Consider the following 17,956-nt stretch of genomic DNA (forward strand, 5'->3'; position numbering starts at 1 on the left):
TACGCACAGTGGATCACTGGGGTGCCCGTCAGCACAATTCCCGCGATGAATCCTTTAGGGCGAGGTAATCCCACACGAAAGAGTGCGTGAACGCGGTTTGGCGAGAGAATCCGCGGGCGAGCATTTCGGGCGCAGAATGATCAATTCCGACTTCCACAGAACGCGCACACAGCCTGTGGATAAGAAACCCGGAACCACTCCCTCCTGTGGACAACGCAGGGGACAACCCGGCTCCGGCCGGGCGGAGAGCCCGCCGATTCCGGGGCGGCCGCCCCACACACTCTTTTCACCGCCCGGCCCGGAATTCCGCAGGGCCTCACCATGCGTTACGGTGACCGGCCGGCAAGCGCGTCTCGACGCCGATTCCCCGTCGCGGAATAAATAACCGCAAACCGGGCAAATGGCCCTACTCGCCAATAGCACGTGGAGGCCCGGCCCGCGGCCCCGGTAGCCTGGTGGGGTGATTGACCTTCGCCTGCTCCGTGAGGACCCCGACCGTGTGCGCGCCTCCCAGCGCGCCCGTGGAGAGGACGTCGCGCTCGTCGACGCACTCCTCTCCGCCGACGAGCGGCGCAGGTCGTCCGGCGTCCGCTTCGACGAGCTGCGCGCCGAGCAGAAGGCGCTCGGCAAGCGCATCCCCAAGGCCGCCGGCGACGAGAAGGCCGAGCTGCTGAAGAAGGCCGGCGAGCTGGCCGCCGCGGTCAAGGCCGCCGGCGCCGAGCAGGACGAGGCCAAGGAAGAGACCCAGGCCCTGCTGCTCAAGCTCGGCAATCTGGTGCACCCCGACGTCCCGGTGGGCGGCGAGGAGGACTTCACGGTCCTGGAGACGCACGGCACCATCCGCGACTTCGCCGCCGAGGGCTTCACGCCCAAGGACCACCTGGAGATCGGCGAGCTGCTGGGCGCGATCGACGTCGAGCGCGGCGCCAAGGTCTCCGGCTCCCGCTTCTACTACCTCACCGGCGTCGGCGCCCTGCTGGAGCTCGCACTGGTCAACGCCGCCATCGCACAGGCCACCGAGGCCGGCTTCACGCCGATGCTGACGCCCACCCTGGTCCGCCCGCGCGCCATGGAGGGCACCGGCTTCCTCGGCCAGGCCGCCGAGAACGTCTACTACCTCGAGCGCGACGACTACTACCTCGTCGGCACCTCCGAGGTCCCGCTCGCCGCGTACCACATGGACGAGATCGTCGACGCCGAGCAGCTGCCGCTGCGCTACGCCGGCTTCTCGCCCTGCTACCGCCGCGAGGCCGGCACGTACGGCAAGGACACCCGGGGCATCTTCCGCGTCCACCAGTTCGACAAGGTGGAGATGTTCTCCTACGTCGCGCCGGAGGACGCCGAGGCCGAGCACCGGCGGCTGCTGGAGTGGGAGAAGCAGTGGCTGACCGGCCTGGAGCTGCCGTTCCAGGTGATCGACGTCGCCACCGGCGATCTGGGCGCGTCCGCCTCCCGGAAGTTCGACTGCGAGGCGTGGATCCCCACCCAGGGCAAGTACCGCGAGCTGACCTCGGCGTCGAACTGCAACGAGTTCCAGGCCCGCCGGCTCTCCGTCCGGATGCGCGAGACCGCCGACGGCAAGGCCAAGGTCCGCCCGCTGGCCACCCTCAACGGCACCCTCTGCGCCGTCCCGCGCACCATCGTGGCCCTCCTGGAGAACCACCAGCTGCCGGACGGCTCGGTCCGCGTCCCCGAGGTGCTCCGCCCGTATCTCGGCGGCCGCGAGGTGCTGGAGCCCGTCGCCAAGTGACCTCCCCAGCCCCGGCGGGTACGCCGCTGCCGTACAAGCTCATCGCGACCGACCTCGACGGGACGCTGCTGCGCCACGACGAGACGGTCTCCGAGCGCACCCGCCGGGCGCTGGCCGCGGCCACCGCCGCCGGTGCCGCGCACATCGTCGTCACCGGCCGCGCGGTGCCCTGGACCCGGCACATCCTCGACGCCCTGGACTACCGCGGCCTGGCGGTCTGCGGGCAGGGCGCGCAGGTCTACCACGCGGGCGAGCACCGGCTGCTGACGTCGGTGACGCTCGACCGCCAGCTGGCCGGGCTGGCGCTGTCCAAGATCGAGGCCGAGACCGGCCCGCTCCTCCTGGCGGCGAGCCGGGACGGCCTGGAGGGCGAGGTGCTGGTCGGCCCCGGCTACCGCGTCCAGGAGGGCCCGCTGCCCAGCGTCCTGATGGACGACCCCGGCCAGCTGTGGTCCGCGCCGCTGAACAAGGTCTACATACAGCACCCGTCGCTGGACGACGACGCGCTGGCCCGGGCCGCCCGCCAGGTCGCCGGCGACCTCGTCGGCGTGATGGTCGCCGGGCCCGGCGTCGTCGAACTGCTGCCGCTGGGCCTGACCAAGGCCACCGGGCTGTCGCTGGCCGCCCGCCGGCTGGGCGTCACCGCCAAGGAGACCCTGGCGTTCGGCGATATGCCCAACGACGTGCCGATGTTCGCCTGGGCCGCGCACGGCGTGGCGATGGCCAACGCCCACGACGAGCTGAAGGCCGTCGCGGACGAGGTCACGGCGTCCAACGAGGACGACGGGGTGGCTGTGGTGCTGGAGCGGCTTTACGGGTGAGGGGGCGGCGGTCCCGGGTCCGGATCGCCGTGTGTCCTGTGCGCCTCGCCCGGCTCGTCCTCCCCGCCGTGGCCGCGTGCCGGCGGGGTCAGGGGCCAGGCCGCGAAGCCCATGGTCAGCGCTATGGCGTGGCCGAAGTCGGTGAACGTCGCGCCGGTCACCAGCGGCACCCCGAAGAAGGCCAGTACGCCCACCAGGTAGCCGTAGCGCCAGGGCGGCGGCAGCCGGTACGTCAGCACCCCGGCCGCGGCGGCCAGGCCGTACGAGACGCCGATGTCCACGACATGGGTCATCGAGCGCGGCAACCGGTGGCCCTCGATGGCCAGCAGGACCAGTTCCTGGCTGGCCAGCGTCGCCGCGACATGGGCCGCGCCCACGGTCAGCAGCCAGCGCCAACTGCCCATCCACCGCTCGACGTTGGCGTGCACCAGCTCGAACATCACCGCGTACAGCAGGAACGAGCCCGGGTGCTCGATCCAGAAGCCGGAGATCAGCAGCGACGGCAGCGGATGCGCGTTCAGCTCGTGGATGTTGCTGCTGGTGCGGTGCAGCAGGAACTGCTCCAGGCCCTCCGAGGCCGAGGCGATCACCAGGCTGGTGATGCCGATGATCAGCAGCCAGATGTGGGTACCGGGCGAGGACCGCACCCAGGACCGGGCCCAGGACAGCGACCGGCGCAGCAGCGCGCCCGGTGGCGGGGGTTTCATCGGCGGCTCCTGGGGACGGCCGGCGCGGACATCAGATACGGGCCCGGCCCCTTGACCTGCCGGATCCGGGGCGAGCTCTCCATCGTCCGGACACCGGGGAGCGCGGCGACCCGGGTCGTCAGGTAGGTGTAGAGCGCGCCGGTGTCCCGGCACAGGACGGACGCGAAGAGGTTGTGCGGCCCGGTGGTGGCGCCGGCGAAGGCGACCTCCGGGTGGGCCGCCAACGCCTCGCCCGTCGTGGCGAGTTCGGCGGGCGCGACGGACAGCCACAGGGCCACCATCACCCCGTAGCCGAACTTCCGCAGGTCGTAGTCGACGTCGTAGTACAGGACGCCGTCCGCGCGCAGCGCCTCCAGGCGGCGGCGGACGGTGGTCGGCGACCAGCCGGTGGCCGCGGCGAGTTCGGCCAGCGGGGCGCGGCCGTCCCGGCCCAGCACCTCGAAGAGGCGCCGGTCGGCGTCGGAGAGCACGAGGGGGGTGGCGTCCCGGTGGCCCCGGGGGTCCGGGTCGACCGCGTGGCCCGGTGGTGGGGGGCTCAGCCGGGCGGCCTCCTCCGGGGTCAGCGCCCCGGACTTGGTCACCGCGCTCTGCGGGCCGCCGTAGAACTCGTGCAGCAGGCAGTGCGCGGCCACCCCGACCACGCTCGGCGTGCGCGGCAGCTTCTGGAGCAGCAGCGCGTCGCTGTGCTCGCTGCTGGCCGCCCGGCAGATCGCGGCGATCTCGGTGCCGCCGGACATCAGGCTGACCCAGGCGGTGTCCGGGCGGCGGGCCAGCGCCTCGGCGACCGGCAGCGCGGCGTCCGGCGCGCACTGCACCCGCACCATCCACTCCACCTCGCCCAGCGCCCGGGGCTCGGTCAGCCCCAGCACCCGGAACGCGCCGGAGCTGCGGTGCCGGGTGTAGCGCCGGGCGACGGTCTGGTCGGAGACGCCGAGCACCTCGGCGATCCGGCTGAACGGGGCCCGGCCGTCGATCTGAAGGGCGTGGATGATCCGGCGGTCCAGTTCGTCGAAGAGGGCGGGCCGGCCGGCGGATCCGTCGGTTTTCACCGTTGGAGGCTAACCCGTGTCGGATTCCGCCGCCGGGAGCGCCGTGGCTGGGGAATCGGACGCCGTCTCGCGGAAGGTGGGCCGACGGACACCGGCAGACGCGTCATGTGCACGCGGCGCACCTCACCCGATGGAGGAAATGATCATGCGGTACGCACCCGGGGACGGGCGCGGCAAGTGGTGGCCCCTGGTGGCCATCACCCTGGGCAACTTCATGCTGCTGGTCGACGTGACCATCGTGAACACCGCGCTGCCCAGGATCGCCGGCAGCCTGGGCGCCTCCTTCACCTCCCTCCAGTGGGTGATGGACAGCTACGCGCTGGCGCTGGCCGCGCTCCTGATGGCGGCCGGTTCGGCGGCCGACCTCTTCGGGCGGCGCCGGCTCTACGTCGCCGGGCTGGCGCTGTTCGCGCTCGCCTCGCTGGCCTGCGGGCTGGCGCCCGGCGCGGAGGTGCTGGTCGCGGCGCGGGCCGTGCAGGGCATCGGCGCGGCGGCGATGTTCGCCACCAACACCCCGCTGCTGATGGCCGCCTACCAGGGGCGCGACCGCGGGGTGGCGTTCGGCGTCTGGGGCGGGACGAGCGGGGCCGCGGCCGCCGTGGGCCCGGTGCTCGGCGGGGTGCTCACCGAGTGGGCCGACTGGCGGGCGATCTTCCTCGTCAATCTGCCGCTGACGGCGATCGCGATCCGGCTGACCCAGCGCCACCTGGGCGAGTCCTACGGCGACCGGGGGGCGCGGATCGACTGGCCGGGCGCCGCCTGCTTCACCGTCTGCGCCGGCGCGCTGACGTACGGGCTGATGCGCGGCGGCGACCACGGCTGGACCGAGTCCGGGACGCTGGCCTCCCTGGCCACCGCGGCCCTCGCCCTGCTGGTCTTCGTCGCCGTGGAACGCCGCACCGCCGGCCCGCTGCTCGACCTGCGGCTGCTGCGCCGCCCGTCGTTCGCCGTCCTGATGGCGGCGGCGCTGCTGATGCAGGCGGCGGCCTTCCCGTACCTGACGTTCGTGGGTCTGTGGGCGCAGAACGTCCTGGGGCTGTCCCCGATCGGGGCGGGCCTGGCGGCGACGCCGCTGGCCCTGATGTCGCTGCTGGTCGGCGTGTTCGGGGGCCGGCTGCTCCAGCGGACGCGGCCGCGGCTCCCGCTGGGCGGCGGGCTGCTGCTGATCGGCGCGGGCGCGCTGCTGCACGTCGTCCTGCTGCGCACCGGGGCCGGCTGGCCCGCCCTGGTACCCGGCCTGGCGCTCAGCGGCCTCGGGGTCGGCGCGGCCATGCCGGTCCTGGTTTCCGCGGCCCTCGGCGCCGCGCCCCCGGAGCGCGCGGGGATGGCGAGCGGCGCGGTGAACACCTTCCGCCAGCTGGGCTTCGCCCTCGGCATCGCCGTCCTCGGCACGGTCTTCGGCGACGCCCTGCACCGGGCGGGCACCGGCCGCCCGGCCGTCGCCGCCGGCTACCTCACCGGCCTGCGCCACGTCTCCCTGATCTCCGGCGTGGTCGCGCTGGCCGCGGCGGTGCTGGTGCTGGTGGTCGTACGCGGCGGCGAACGCGCGGGAGGCGGGCGTGCGGAGGGTGGCCGGGGGGCTGAGGGTGCCCGGGAGGCGGATGCCGCCCCGGGTGCGGATGGCGCTCCGGCGGGCGAACGGGCGGCGGCACACGGCTAGTTGGGGCGGGTCGGCACCCGGAACCGTACGGCCGTACACGGTTCCGGGTTGCCGCCCTGGGCCCTGGGACGATCGTCCCCGGGCGGCACCCCCAAGTCAATCCTCGGGTTTCCTTGCAAAGCCCTTAGCCACGGCTTGGGTTGGCCGGGGCGCGCGGACTAGCGTGGCGGGGTGACCCTCGACGATCTCCGCGCCTTCGTCGCCGTGTGCGAGGCGGGCAGTCTCAGCGCCGTCGCCCGCGACCTCGGCTGCACCCAGTCCGCCGTCAGCCAGCGCGTCAAGCGCCTCGAACGGGAGGCGGGCATCGGCCTGCTGGAGCGCCGCCCGCGCGGCGTGGCGCCGACGCCCGCCGGCCGGATCCTGCACCGCGCCGCCGCCGACGGCCTCGGCGGGCTGGACCAGGCGCTGCGCCGGCTGGCCGATATGCGCGAGGGCGACGGCGGCACCGTCCGGGTCACCACCGGCGCCACCACCGTCCGGCACTTCATGTCGGACGCGGTGGTGGCCTTCCGGGAGCGGCACCCGGGCGTCAACCTGGAGTTCCACACGGAGAGTTCGAGCCGGCGCTGCTTCGAGGCGGTCGCCGGCGGCGACTCCGAACTGGCCTGGATCACCATCGGCCCGCCCGTACGCGGCATCGAGCAGCACCCGGTGATCGGCCTGCCGTGGGTGCTGGCGGTCCGCGCCGGCGATCCGCTCGCCGCCCGCGACCGCGTCGAACCGGACGCACTCGCCGGCCTCCGCCTCATCCGGCTGCCGGAGAACTCCACCTCCCGTATGCGGCTGGACGGGCATCTGGGGCACCGGGACGGGGGGTCGGTCCTCCAGGGGGACGGTGGCCTCGGGGTGCCGCTCCCCGGGGAGGCGGCGCCGGTGCCCGGCCCGGTGCCAGAGGTGTCGCTGCCGGGGCCGCGGCCCTCCGGGGAGCCGCTGCCGGGGCCGCGGCCCTCCGGGGAGCCGCTGCCGGGGCCGAGCGCCACCAGCGTCGCCGACTGGGACACCGCGCTGCTCCTCGCCGAACTCGGCGTCGGCCACGCCGTCGTCCCCCGCCTCCCCGGCCACCGGGCCACCGCCGCCCACCCGGGCCTGCGGCTGGTGCCGATCCCGGCGCTGCCGCCGCTGACGACCGGCTGGGCGGTACGGCAGTGGGCGGCGCTCAGCCCGGCGGCGGTGGAGTTCGCGGAGACGGTGAACCGGTGCTTGGTGGGCGGTCAGCCCGATGAGTACGGTCCCGGCCCGGCCAAGGCCCGTTCCGCCACGGCCCGTTCCGCCACGGCCCGTTCCGCCGCGGCCCGTTCCGTCACGTCGGAACCACCGGCTCCTGGATCTCGGTGACCCACTTCTCCGGGTCTTCCGGGCACTCCAGATACAGCTCGCGGGCGTACCCGGCCGAGCGGTAGCCGTTGCCGTCGATCCACCGCGCCAGATGCTGCGCGGTCGGCACGATCCGGCTCATCGGCCCCCGGTGGACGACGGTGGCGGCGCGTTCCAGCCCCGGGAGCGCCACCACGGCGAAGCCGGGGCCGCCGGACGCGGAGGAGGCGCCCGCCCTCGCGAGCGCCTCCCGGGTGACCACGAACCCGGCGTGCACCACTACCGCCTCCCCCGGCTGCCCACCCTCGGGCCCGGCCCCCTCCGGGGCGTCTTCGTAGTACGCCAGCCCCGGGCCCGCCAAGGACACCCCGGCCGCCCCCAGCCGGCGCCCCAGCTCCTCGTAGAGCGGCGTGATCACCGGGCCGATGTCCTCGGGGGCGTAGCTCGCGGCGATCCCGCGCAGCTCCGCCAGCAGGACCGGTTCGGTGCTCTTCAGCACCACATCGTCGGCAGGCATCCGTCCCTCGCTCTCGATCGTCCGGAGTCGCGCCTCGACCTGCGCCAGCCGCGCGTCGGCGGCGGCCCGCGCGGCCGCCAGCTCGGCCCGCCGCAGCCGTAGCATCCCGCGCAGTTCCGCCGCGTCGACCTGCTCATCCAGGATCGCCGCCACCTGCTGGAGACTGAAGCCGAGATCCTTGAGCGCCATGACGCGGTTGAGCCGGGAGAGCTGGGCCGCCGCGTAGGAGCGGTAGCCGGTGACGGGGTCGGTACGGGCCGGGCGCAGCAGTCCGATGGCGTCGTAATGACGCAGCATGCGGGCCGAGACGCGGCCGTACCGGGCGAAATCTCCGATGCTGAACATGACGCCTTCCAGTGGAGCGGTTTCCACAGTGTCAAGGTCAAGGACGGGACGGAAACGCGCGCGGGGGGGCCACGCTCCGCCGCCCCCTGGCCCCGCTCCGCGACCGGAACGCGCCCCTCAGCGGCGTACCCCGGCCAGCGGCGGCAGCATCGCGTCAAGTCCGGTCCGCAAACCGTCAATGAAGCGTCATGGCGCGCCGGACCGCCCCCCGCGCCGGGCATAGCGTCTGTGCCGAGCCCCGGCGTACGCGCACCCACCGGTACGCGCGACCACCGGGCCGGGGCCGCCGTCCCGTCGAGGAGCACCACCGTGTCCCACCCTCTCCACGCGGAAGATCCCGAGCCTGCCGAACGCGTCCCGGCCGGGCCTCTGTTCGTCCCCGTCCGGCCGGGACCCGCGGGCTGCACGGCCCGCCTGTTCCGCACCCCGCTCGGCGGCCGTACGGCCGTCGGCTTCACCTCGCCGCAGCGGCTGGCCGCGGCGCTCGGCGGCGGCCAGCCGTGGGTGCGGCTCTCCGAGCCCGCCCTGCGCGCCCTGGCCGAACCGGTCGGCGCGACCACCGTCACCGTCGATCCGCGCTGCGCCCCGGCCCCTGACGCCCCGGCCCGCCGCCCCCTTCCCGATACGGCGCGCGAGGCCGGGGCCGCCGCCAACGGGGCCCGAGAGGCCCGACCCGTTACCGCGGCCCGCGACGCCCTACCCCTTACCGCGGCCCGGACCGCCCCCGAGGCGCCCCGCCTCCCCCACGTCCTCCGCGCACCCCGCGTCCCGCACACCCCCCGTAGAACACACCTACGGGCCGTCTGAGGAAGGGGCACGCCACCATGAGCCACCCCACTCTGCCCCGGACCACCCCCACCCGCCCGGAGGCACCCGCCACCCCTCCGCCCACGGGGAGCGCGGCCGCCCTTCCCTCCCCGTCCACCCTTCCCGCCCCCGACCCGCTCGCCATCTGGCCCGCGTCCACCGCGGCGCTCCCCGACGGCGACATCACCGTCGGCGGCGTCCCGCTCACCGAGCTCGCCGACCACTTCGGCACGCCCGCCTACGTCCTGGACGAGGACGAGGTGCGCCGGCGCTGCCGCGCCTACCTGCGGGCGTTCCCCGGCGCCGACGTCTACTACGCGGCGAAGGCGTTCCTGTGCCGCGCCATGGCGCACTGGGTCGCGCAGGAGGGGCTGGGCCTGGACGTCTGCTCCGCGGGCGAGCTCGAACTCGCCGTCACCACCGGCTTCCCGCCGGAACGGATCGTGCTGCACGGCAACGCCAAGAGCCCGGCCGACCTCCAGGCCGCGCTGCGGCTCGGCGTCGGCCGGATCGTCATCGACAGCACCTCCGAGATCGCCCGGCTCGCCGCCGCGGTCCCGGCGGGCACCCGGCAGAAGGTGCTCGTCCGGGTCGTTCCGGGGATCGCCGCGGGCGGCCACGCCAAGATCCGGACCGGGACCGACGACCAGAAGTTCGGGCTGTCGCTCGCCGACGGCTCGGCCCAGCACGCCATCGCCCGCGTCCTGGGCCAGCCGCGCCTCGAACTCGTCGGCCTGCACTGCCACTTGGGTTCCCAGATCACCGCCGCCAAGCCCTACCTCGCGGCCGTGCGGCGGCTGGTGGGCTTACTGGCCCGGGTCCGCGAGCAGCACGGCGTCACCCTGCCCGAACTGGACCTCGGCGGCGGCCACGGCGTCGCCTACCGGCCGGGCGAGCCCGCGCTCGACCTCACCGGGCTCGCCGCCAAGGTCCGCGCCGAACTGGCCCGCGGCTGCGCGGCGGCCGGACTCCCGGTGCCGCGGCTGGCCGTCGAACCGGGCCGCGCCATCGCCGGCCCGGCGGGCGTCGCCGTCTACCGGGTGCTGTCGGTCAAGCGGACCGGCGCGCACACCTTCGTCGCGGTGGACGGCGGGATGAGCGACAACCCGCGGCCCGCGCTGTACGGGGTGCGCTACGCGCCGCGGCTGGTCGGGCGCCGCCCGGAGGCCGCCCCGGAACCCGTCACCGTCGTCGGGCGGCACTGCGAGGCGGGCGACATCCTCGCCTCGGACGTGCCGCTGCCCGGCGACATCCGCCCCGGGGACCTGCTCGCCGTCCCGGTGGCGGGGGCCTACCACCTGTCGATGGCCTCCGGCTACAACCTCGTCGGCCGCCCTCCGGTCGTCGCGGTCGCCTCGGGCCACGCCCGCCTCCTGGTCCGCCGCGAGTCCCTGGCGGACATCCAGGAGCGCGATATCGGGCTGTGAGGGCCGCGTCCCGCTTGGTGCGGGTCGGGGTCGGGGGCCGGGCGAGCGGGTGGGCCGGCCCCCGCCGGTAGCCGGGTGGCTCATCCCCGCCAGGGGCTCTCACCCAACTAGATGCACAGCGAAACAATTACTTGTAGGATGACCGGGCAACCGCCGCCCCAGAGGCGTCCGACCACCCCGGCGCCCGGCGGCCCCGCACCCCACTGACGCGTACTCCCCACGGAAACGGGCACGGAACGACCCCCATGGCACTCCAGGCAGCCGGACGGCGCTCCCTCGTCGACACCGTCGTCGAAACCCTCCGCGCCCAGCTGGCCGCCGGCACCTGGCAGGTCGGCACCCGCATCCCCACCGAGCACGCCCTCGCCGAACAGCTCCAGGTCGGCCGCAACACCGTCCGCGAGGCCGTCCGCGTCCTCGTGCACGCCGGCATGCTCCGCTCCCGCCAGGGCGAAGGCACCTTCGTGGTGTCCACCGCCGACCCGGCCGAGGTGATGCGCGGCATCCAGCGCGCCGGCATCCGCGACGTACTCGAACTCCGCATCGCCCTGGAGGCCGAGGCCGCCCGGCTGGCCGCGCTCCGCCACGAGCCGGCCGACCTGGAGCGGATGCGGGCCGCTCTCGACGCCCAGGCCGAACTGGAGGACGCCGAGGGCCGGCCGCACTCCGGCAGCCTCGAGCTCTACGCCGATCACGACATCGCCTTCCACAAGGCCGTCGTCGAGGCCGCGCACAACACCGCGCTGACGGCCACCTACGGCTGGTTCAGCAGCTCCGTACGGGAGGCGCTGGTCACCGCGCTGGACGACCAGGCGATGCCGAAGATCGTGCACGGCGACCACCGGGCCGTCCTGGACGCGATCGCCCACGGCGACCCCGACGCCGCCGAACGCGCCACCCGCGCCCTCCTGGAGAGGCCCAAACGGGCCGTGGAAGCCCTCCTCGCCGCCCGCTGACCCGGCGGCGCCACCCCGCACGGCGCGACCTCCCCTTTCCTTCCCTCTTCCTTCCTGTCTCCTGCGCACGATTGGCTAGGTAACGCACGCATGTCAGGGCCCGACTCGACCTCTCCGACCGGCCTCATCGACGCCGAGGACGACCTGATCCCGGCGCCACCGGTCGCCGCGGCCCGGCGCCGGCTGCGGGCCCACCCCGCCCTCCTCCTCGCCGGTATCGTCCTCGCCGCGGTGAACATGCGGGCCGCCCTCGCCGGCGTCTCCCCGCTGCTCAACGAGATGGCGCGCCACTTCCACCTCGCCGCCACCGCCAGCAGCCTGGTGACCACGATCCCGCTCGTCTTCATGGGCCTCGGCTCACTCCTCGCGCCGCGGCTGGCGCGCCGCTGGGGCACCGAGGCGGCGCTGTGCGGCGCGCTGGTCGCACTGTGCGGCGGCATCGTGCTGCGGATCGCGCCGCCGGTCGCCGCGCTGTTCGCCGGGTGCGCGGTGGTGGGCGGGTCGATAGCCCTGCTCAACGTGCTGATGCCCGGCCTGATCAAGCGGGACTTCCCGGACCGGGCGGCGGCGATGACCGCGCTCTACTCGACCGCGATGATCCTGGGCGCCACCGTCTCGGCCGCCTCCGCCGTGCCCCTGGAGAACGCGCTGGGCAGCTGGCAGGGCTCCCTGGTCTCCTGGGCGCTGCTGGCCGCCGTCGCCGCCCTGGTGTGGCTGCCCCAGGCGGTGATCGCCCGCCGGGGCACCCGCCACGGCGCCGCCGCGGCCACCCCGGCCCACCCCGCCGCGTCCGGCCCCCGGCTGAGCCGCTCCCCGCTGGCCTGGCAGGTCACGCTCTTCATGGGCTCGCAGTCGCTGATCGCCTACGTGATCATCGCCTGGATGCCGACGATCTTCACCGACCACGGTATGGGCAAGAGCGAGGCCGGGCTGGTCTTCGCGTTCAGCACGCTGGTGCAGATGGCCGGTTCGTTCGTCGTGCCGACGCTGGCGGGCCGGATGCGGCGCCAGCGGCTGCTGGGCGTGGCGGTCTCCGCGCTGATGGCCTGCGGTGTCGCGGGGCTGCTGGTCGCGCCGGTGGCCGGGGCCTGGCTGTGGGCCGCGATCCTCGGCGTCGGCCAGGGCGGCGCCCTCGGCCTGGCGCTGACGATGATGGTGCTGCGGTCCGGCGACGCCCACACCGCCGCCCGGCTCTCGGGCATGTCCCAGACCGGCGGCTACCTCCTCGCCGCCGTGGGCCCGCTGGCCCTCGGCGCCGTCCACCAGGCCACCGCCGGCTGGACCGTCCCGCTCCTCCTCCTGCTCGCCGTCTGCGCCGGCCTGGCCCTCCTGGCCCTCGGCGCCGGCCGCGACCGCCGCATCGGCGAGTGAACGGGTAGACGGGCGGGGCGGGGGCGCGGGGGGCCCAGTGATGGGGGCTGGTGGCCGGTGGTGGGGGCTGGGCCCGGTGGCTGGTGCCCGGTGGCTGGTCGCTGGTGGGTTGGGCCCGGTGGCTGGTGGGTGGCCCGGTGGCTGGTGGGTGAGCCCGGTGACTGGCGGGGCCCGGTGACTGATGGGTGTGGCGTCTCGCGGCATCTCGTGGCGAAGGCGGCGAACGCCACGCCCCACGTCAGCGGCCGCCCCCGCCCCACCAACGGCCTAGCCGCACGCCTCCGGGCGACCGACGCACCACCGCCGATCCCCGCGCGGGCCTCCGCGCCTCTGCCCCCCGCCACCCGCCATGATCAGGCGGGCCCCGGCACGGCCGGCGGGCGCCGTGTCACAGCAGGCTGGCCTACGGTGCCCCCATGAGCGATGTCCAGCACACCGGCCCCCGGCCCGGTCCGCGGTTCCCCCGCGCCGGCCTGCTCCTCCTGGTCGCCGTCCTGTGTGTCGCCGTCGTCCTCGCCGTGCTGCTCGTACCGCGGCTGCTGCGCGAGCGGGAGTACGGGCAGCTGTCGGTGCCCGAGGGCCGGCGCGCCGCCCAGATCTACGCCGACGCCGACCGGGCCCTGCACGTACCGGCGGGCACCACCGAGAAGGCCGCCCGCACCGCGCACCTCGGCCTGCCCGCCGAGGCGAAGGGCAACCCGGAGGGCTACCTCTTCCCGGCCACCTATCCGCTCCGCGAGGACACCACCCCGGCCTCGCTCCTCTCGTACATGGTCACCACCGCCCGCCAGCGGCTCGCCGCCGACGGCATCACCGACTACCGCACCGTGGTGATCGCCAGCATCGTGCAGGCCGAGGCGGACCGGCCGGCCGATATGGGCAAGGTCGCCCGGGTCATCGACAACCGGCTCGCCCGGAACATGCCGCTCCAGATGGACTCGACCCTCAACTACGCCCTCGGCCGCAGCACCCTGCGCACCACCCACGCCGACACCCGCACCGACAGCCCCTACAACACCTACAAGGCCGCGGGCCTGCCGCCGACCCCGATCGACAACCCCGGGGCCGAGGCGCTGAAGGCGGCGGCCGCGCCGCCCCCGGGCGACTGGCTGTACTTCGTCACCGTCAAACCGGGCGACACCCGCTTCACCGCCGACTACCAGGAGCATCTGCGCAACGTGCGGGACTTCAACGCCGAGCAGAAGAACAGCGCCGCGGCCGGCCCCACCGGCTGACCACGGCCCCGGCCACCGCTTGCCCTCCCCGCCCCGCGCCGGCCGGTGCCTCCCTACTCCTCGCCCGTTTACTCCTCGCCCGCCAGCGTGAGCGCCTTCAGCCGGCGCGCCGCGTACCAGGTCGCCACCGCGGTGACGGCCACCAGCAGGCAGAGCGCGAGCGGCAGCTGCACCGCGGAGTTCAGCGCCCCGTCGGCGCCGACCTTCTGGCCCACCGCGAGCGCCCACTGCTGGACGCTCAGCGTCCGCGCCCCCGGGACGACGTTCCCCACGAACGCCTCCCACACCAGGGCGTAGACCAGGCCGAAGACCACGGCGTGCCGGGTGAGGGTGCCGAGCAGCAGGAAGAGCGCGCTGTAGGCGACCGAGGCGACGGCCGCGGCCACCGCGTACGCCACGGCTATCCGCTGGCTGTTGCCGTTGAGGAGGAAGCCGGCCACCAGGACCGGTATCGCCGAGAAGGCGGCGGTCACCCCGATCGCGACCAGCAGCTTGGTGATGATGATCGTCGAGCGCCGGACCGGCTTGGCGAGGAGGTAGACCACCGAGCCGTCGTCGATCTCCGGACCGATCGCGCCCGTCCCGGCGATCACGCCGATCAGCGGCACCATCGTGCCCAGCGCGAACCCGCGCAGGATGCCGTCGGCCGTCGCGTCGTCCGCGCCGGTCAGCGCCCGGACGAGTACCGCGATCGCGACCAGGAGGGCCGGCAGCGCGAAGAGGATCAGGGCGCGGCGCCGGCCGAGCAGCGCCCGGTAGGTGAGCCGGGCGACGGTCGGGTGGAAGAGGGCGGCCTTGGGCGCGGCGGCGGTCGCCGGCGGGGCCGCGGAAGAGGTCGTGGACATACAGCCTCAGGGCTCCTTTCTGGCCTCAGGCCGCTACGAGATAGGAGAAGACGGATTCCAGCGACTCGTCCGAGGGTGAGACGGTCAGCAGGCGGATGCCGTGGTCGCGGGCGACCCTCGGCAGGAGCTCGGTGAACCGGCCGAAGTCGACGGCCTGGATCCGCAGCGCGCCCTCGGCGACGTCCACCTCGATACCGGCCGTCGAGGGGTCGGCTATCAGCGCCCCGGCCAGCGCCCGGTCGTTGTCGGACCGGACGAGATAGCGGTGCGGGCGGTCGGTCATCAGCCGGCGGATCTTGCGGAAGTCGCCGGAGGCCGCGTGCCGGCCGGCCACCACCACCTCGATGTGCGAGGCCAGTTGCTCGACCTCTTCGAGGATGTGCGAGGAGAACAGGACCGTGCGGCCCTCGTCGCCCATCCGCCGCAGCAGCTCCATCAGCTGCATCCGCTGCCGCGGGTCCATGCCGTTGAACGGCTCGTCCAGCAGCAGCACGGACGGGTCGTGGACCAGCGCGGAGGCCATCTTCACCCGCTGCCGCATGCCCTTGCTGTACGTCGAGATCTTGCGGTCCTGGGCGTGCTCCATCTCGACCACCGCCAGCGCCCTGGCCGCCGCGGCCCGCCCGAGGCCGTGCAACTCGGCGTTGGCCAGGACGAATTCGCGCCCGGTGAGGAAGTCGTACATCGCCTCGCGCTCCGGGACGATGCCGATGTGGCGGTAGCTGGCGGCGTTGCGCCAGATCGTCGTCCCGTCGAGGGTGACGGTGCCGTTGGAGGGGGCGAGGAAGCCACCCATCATGTTGATCAGGGTGGACTTCCCGGCGCCGTTGGGGCCGAGCAGGCCGGTGACGCCGGGGGCGATGGTCATGGTGACGTCGTTGACGGCGACGACATTGCCGAACCAGCGCGAGACGTGGTCGATGCGAAGAGTGCTCATGGGCGGGGCCCACTCCTTGGGGATGACGGGCGGGAGGTCACAGTCCGGCCTTCCGGTAGCGGCGCATCAGCAGGCCGTAGCAACCGGCGATGACGAGCAGCGAGACCAGGAGGTAGACCGCCCCCTGGCCGGCCGAGGGCGTCAGCCCGTTGGGGAACGAGCTGGTGCCGCCCAGGAGCGCGGACTGCACTCCGTCGACGAGGGTGATCGGCGAGAACAGCCCCAGCCAGCCGACGGCGGCGTCGCTGCCCTGGAGGGTGGCTATGCCCTGGATCGCGCTGACCGCGCCGTACGGGATGGTGAGGACGGCGATCACCGCGGCGACCCCGAAGCCGCGGCGCGGGGTGAGCGCCGAGACGAGCAGCCCGATCCCGGCGAACAGCAGGGAGAGCAGGGCGGCGCAGAGCAGCCCCTGCCCGAAGCCCTTGGTCTGCTTGAGGAAGTCCAGCTTCCCCAGCAGCGCCCCGGCGTAGAGGATCACCAGCGGCGCGGCGGTCAGGAGGAACAGCGCGCTGGCCATCGCCGCGAACTTCGCCATGACGTAGTCGGCCCGCTCGATCGGCCGGGAGAAGTACAGCGGCGTGGTCTTGAAGCGCAGGTCGCGGGAGACGGACTGCGGGGCCTGGGCGGCCAGATAGAGGCCGATGACCGCCTGGAGGTAGATCGGATAGCGGGCGTAGCCGATGGGGAGGCTGCCGGCCTTGGTGAACATCGTCACCGCCACCAGGATCCCGGCGGGCAGGCACATCACCGCGAAGAGCAGCATCGGCAGCACCTTGCTCTTCGCCGACCGCCCCAGGCCGTACGCGCCGCGCAGGCTCTGCGAGTACAGCGACCGCCGTGCGTAGCCGCGGCCCAGCCGGGGGCCGTCGTAGTGGCGGTAGCCGATGTTGTGGATGGACGCGCCGGCCGGCGTCGTTTCCGTACTCATCCTGCGTTCCCTCCGCCCACGGTGGTGGGGTGACCGGTGACCTGTCCCGATGGCGTGCCCGTGCCGTCCCGCGCGCCGGTGCCGGCCCGGGCGTCGGCGTCGCGGAACACCTCGGCGATCCGGTGCCGCCGCTGCTCCATCCGCACCAGGCCGAGGCCCAGCCCGGCGACGGTGTCGCGCACCAGGTCGTAGGTCTCCTCGCCGGCCGCCTCGACGAAGAGCACGTGCCCGGGCGAGGTGATCCCCTCGGCCCCGGGGGCGCCGGTGCCGACCACCGCGCCGGCCGCCGTGAGGGCCGCCCGCAGCGCGGCCGCGCCGTCCGGATGCGCGTCGGTGTCCGTGACCTCCACCGCCAGGGAGGTGGTGAGCTTGGTGAACTCCTCGGTGGAGGACGAGCGCAGCAGCGTGCCGCCGTCGATGACGACGACGTGGTCGCAGGTGCGCTCCAGCTCTCCCAGGAGGTGGGAGGTGACCAGGACGGAGATCCCGAAGTCGGTGTGGACGCGGCGGATCAGGCCGAGCATCTCGTCCCGCCCCACCGGGTCCAGGCCGTTGGTGGGCTCGTCCAGGAACACCAGCTGCGGGTCGTGGACCAGCGCCTGGGCCAGCTTCACGCGCTGCTTCATACCGGTGGAGTAGCCGCCGATGGGGCGGTAGCGCTCCTCGTAGAGGCCGACGTGGCGCAGGGTGTCGGCGGTGCGCTCCCGGGCGGCGGTCGGCGGCAGACCGGACATCCGGGCCATGTGCACGACGAACTCGGTGGCCGAGACGTCCGGCGGCAGGCAGTCGTGCTCGGGCATGTAGCCGACCCGCTCACGGATGGCGCCGCCGTCCTTGGTCACGTCGAGTCCGAGGACGTGGGCGGTCCCTTCGGTGGCCGGAGCCAGACCGAGAAGGATCTTGATCAGGGTCGACTTGCCGGCGCCGTTGGCACCCACCAGGCCCGTAACGCCGGGCTCGATGCCAACGGACAACCGGTCCAGCGCGGTCACCCGCGGGTACCGCTTGGTCAGGCTTTCGGTCACGATCACAGTCACGTCTCCGACGGTAGTGGCGTCCGCCACATCCGTCGTCAACCCCTGCGGTGGTCTTCGCCTACCCCTCCGGTACGACAGTCCCTTAGGGGTTCTCCTGCTTCAGCGGCAGCCGGACTCAGGGTCGGGTGTGCGGCCGGAGTGCCTGAAGGGCCGAGCGGAGGGTCCGGAGCCGAGCGAAGGGCCCGACCCCTTGACGCAGCCCCCACTCATTGTCACATTCATCAGTGGCAAGTTACGGGCACGTACC

16 protein-coding genes are annotated in these 17,956 nt (G+C 74.1%); 9 read left to right on the top strand and 7 right to left on the bottom strand.

Annotated features, from left to right (window positions below; all coding sequences use genetic code 11):
- Nucleotides 1–460: 460 nt before the first annotated feature.
- Entirely contained in the window at nt 461–1,750 is a 1,290-nt protein-coding gene (serS, locus tag ADL22_RS15020; RefSeq protein ID WP_066978591.1) for a serine--tRNA ligase, read from the top strand.
- The gene (locus tag ADL22_RS15025; RefSeq protein ID WP_066978594.1) at nt 1,747–2,571 is read left to right on the top strand and encodes an HAD family hydrolase; all 825 of its coding nucleotides are present in this window, start codon (nt 1,747–1,749) and stop codon (nt 2,569–2,571) included. Before serS ends, ADL22_RS15025 begins: the two co-directional genes overlap by 4 nt.
- On the opposite strand, the gene ADL22_RS15030 is transcribed toward ADL22_RS15025, so the two are convergent.
- On the bottom strand, nt 2,562–3,278 hold the full coding sequence (locus ADL22_RS15030; protein ID WP_066978597.1) for a rhomboid-like protein: 717 nt from the start codon (nt 3,276–3,278) through the stop codon (nt 2,562–2,564). The genes ADL22_RS15025 and ADL22_RS15030 overlap by 10 nt on opposite strands.
- Nucleotides 3,275–4,327 (bottom strand): Lrp/AsnC family transcriptional regulator, encoded by a 1,053-nt coding sequence (locus ADL22_RS15035; RefSeq protein WP_066978599.1) that lies wholly within the window; start codon nt 4,325–4,327, stop codon nt 3,275–3,277. Before ADL22_RS15035 ends, ADL22_RS15030 begins: the two co-directional genes overlap by 4 nt.
- Nucleotides 4,328–4,472: 145 nt before the next feature.
- Between ADL22_RS15035 and ADL22_RS15040 the strand changes: the two genes are divergently transcribed.
- The gene (locus tag ADL22_RS15040; RefSeq protein WP_107116308.1) at nt 4,473–5,987 is read left to right on the top strand and encodes an MFS transporter; all 1,515 of its coding nucleotides are present in this window, start codon (nt 4,473–4,475) and stop codon (nt 5,985–5,987) included.
- A 171-nt stretch (nt 5,988–6,158) separates the two neighbouring features.
- Nucleotides 6,159–7,322 (top strand): LysR family transcriptional regulator, encoded by a 1,164-nt coding sequence (locus ADL22_RS33940; protein WP_234430710.1) that lies wholly within the window; start codon nt 6,159–6,161, stop codon nt 7,320–7,322.
- On the opposite strand, the gene ADL22_RS15050 is transcribed toward ADL22_RS33940, so the two are convergent.
- On the bottom strand, nt 7,288–8,163 hold the full coding sequence (locus tag ADL22_RS15050; protein WP_066978605.1) for a MerR family transcriptional regulator: 876 nt from the start codon (nt 8,161–8,163) through the stop codon (nt 7,288–7,290). The genes ADL22_RS33940 and ADL22_RS15050 overlap by 35 nt on opposite strands.
- Between ADL22_RS15050 and ADL22_RS36975 the strand changes: the two genes are divergently transcribed.
- The 5 genes from ADL22_RS36975 to mltG all read left to right on the top strand — a co-directional run bounded on the left by ADL22_RS36975 (nt 8,104) and on the right by mltG (nt 13,959).
- Nucleotides 8,104–8,970 (top strand): SAV_915 family protein, encoded by an 867-nt coding sequence (locus ADL22_RS36975; RefSeq protein ID WP_420711565.1) that lies wholly within the window; start codon nt 8,104–8,106, stop codon nt 8,968–8,970. The two genes, ADL22_RS15050 and ADL22_RS36975, sit on opposite strands and share 60 nt — an antisense overlap.
- A gap of 17 nt (nt 8,971–8,987) precedes the next feature.
- Nucleotides 8,988–10,397, top strand: a complete 1,410-nt coding sequence (gene lysA, locus ADL22_RS15060; RefSeq protein ID WP_079064141.1) for a diaminopimelate decarboxylase — start codon at nt 8,988–8,990, stop codon at nt 10,395–10,397.
- Nucleotides 10,398–10,642: 245 nt separating this feature from the next.
- Nucleotides 10,643–11,353 carry a FadR/GntR family transcriptional regulator gene (locus ADL22_RS15065; protein ID WP_066978611.1) on the top strand — a complete coding sequence of 237 codons (711 nt, stop codon included), beginning with the start codon at nt 10,643–10,645 and terminating at the stop codon, nt 11,351–11,353.
- A 90-nt stretch (nt 11,354–11,443) separates the two neighbouring features.
- The gene (locus ADL22_RS15070) at nt 11,444–12,724 is read left to right on the top strand and encodes a CynX/NimT family MFS transporter (protein ID WP_066978614.1); all 1,281 of its coding nucleotides are present in this window, start codon (nt 11,444–11,446) and stop codon (nt 12,722–12,724) included.
- Between the two features lie 416 nt (nt 12,725–13,140).
- Nucleotides 13,141–13,959, top strand: coding sequence for an endolytic transglycosylase MltG (gene mltG, locus ADL22_RS15075; protein WP_066978617.1), 819 nt, complete (start codon nt 13,141–13,143; stop codon nt 13,957–13,959).
- Nucleotides 13,960–14,027: 68 nt separating this feature from the next.
- On the opposite strand, the gene ADL22_RS15080 is transcribed toward mltG, so the two are convergent.
- Genes ADL22_RS15080 through ADL22_RS15095 form a run of 4 tightly spaced genes read right to left on the bottom strand, consistent with a single transcriptional unit; the run spans nt 14,028 to nt 17,736 of the window.
- Complete coding sequence (locus tag ADL22_RS15080; RefSeq protein ID WP_066978620.1) at nt 14,028–14,804, bottom strand: ABC transporter permease; 777 nt, start codon at nt 14,802–14,804, stop codon at nt 14,028–14,030.
- Between the two features lie 25 nt (nt 14,805–14,829).
- Nucleotides 14,830–15,741: an ABC transporter ATP-binding protein gene (locus ADL22_RS15085; RefSeq protein ID WP_066978623.1), complete on the bottom strand. Its 912-nt coding sequence runs from the start codon at nt 15,739–15,741 to the stop codon at nt 14,830–14,832.
- Between the two features lie 37 nt (nt 15,742–15,778).
- Nucleotides 15,779–16,672: an ABC transporter permease subunit gene (locus tag ADL22_RS15090; protein WP_066978626.1), complete on the bottom strand. Its 894-nt coding sequence runs from the start codon at nt 16,670–16,672 to the stop codon at nt 15,779–15,781.
- Nucleotides 16,669–17,736, bottom strand: a complete 1,068-nt coding sequence (locus ADL22_RS15095) for an ABC transporter ATP-binding protein (RefSeq protein WP_079064142.1) — start codon at nt 17,734–17,736, stop codon at nt 16,669–16,671. The genes ADL22_RS15090 and ADL22_RS15095 overlap by 4 nt, the downstream gene beginning before the upstream one ends.
- Nucleotides 17,737–17,956 lie beyond the last annotated feature (220 nt).

This window comes from Streptomyces sp. NRRL F-4489 (assembly GCF_001509485.1).
Classification (GTDB): domain Bacteria; phylum Actinomycetota; class Actinomycetes; order Streptomycetales; family Streptomycetaceae; genus Streptomyces.

Excerpts from the sequence above, each read along its gene's own strand:
- ADL22_RS15030 (WP_066978597.1), bottom strand. The coding sequence starts at position 3,278 with ATGAAACCCCCGCCACCGGGCGCGCTGCTGCGCCGGTCGCTGTCCTGG.
- ADL22_RS15040 (WP_107116308.1), top strand. The coding sequence starts at position 4,473 with ATGCGGTACGCACCCGGGGACGGGCGCGGCAAGTGGTGGCCCCTGGTG.
- ADL22_RS36975 (WP_420711565.1), top strand. The coding sequence starts at position 8,104 with ATGACGCAGCATGCGGGCCGAGACGCGGCCGTACCGGGCGAAATCTCC.
- ADL22_RS15050 (WP_066978605.1), bottom strand. The coding sequence starts at position 8,163 with ATGTTCAGCATCGGAGATTTCGCCCGGTACGGCCGCGTCTCGGCCCGC.
- lysA (WP_079064141.1), top strand. The coding sequence starts at position 8,988 with ATGAGCCACCCCACTCTGCCCCGGACCACCCCCACCCGCCCGGAGGCA.
- ADL22_RS15065 (WP_066978611.1), top strand. The coding sequence starts at position 10,643 with ATGGCACTCCAGGCAGCCGGACGGCGCTCCCTCGTCGACACCGTCGTC.
- ADL22_RS15070 (WP_066978614.1), top strand. The coding sequence starts at position 11,444 with ATGTCAGGGCCCGACTCGACCTCTCCGACCGGCCTCATCGACGCCGAG.
- mltG (WP_066978617.1), top strand. The coding sequence starts at position 13,141 with ATGAGCGATGTCCAGCACACCGGCCCCCGGCCCGGTCCGCGGTTCCCC.
- ADL22_RS15080 (WP_066978620.1), bottom strand. The coding sequence starts at position 14,804 with ATGTCCACGACCTCTTCCGCGGCCCCGCCGGCGACCGCCGCCGCGCCC.
- ADL22_RS15085 (WP_066978623.1), bottom strand. The coding sequence starts at position 15,741 with ATGAGCACTCTTCGCATCGACCACGTCTCGCGCTGGTTCGGCAATGTC.
- ADL22_RS15090 (WP_066978626.1), bottom strand. The coding sequence starts at position 16,672 with ATGAGTACGGAAACGACGCCGGCCGGCGCGTCCATCCACAACATCGGC.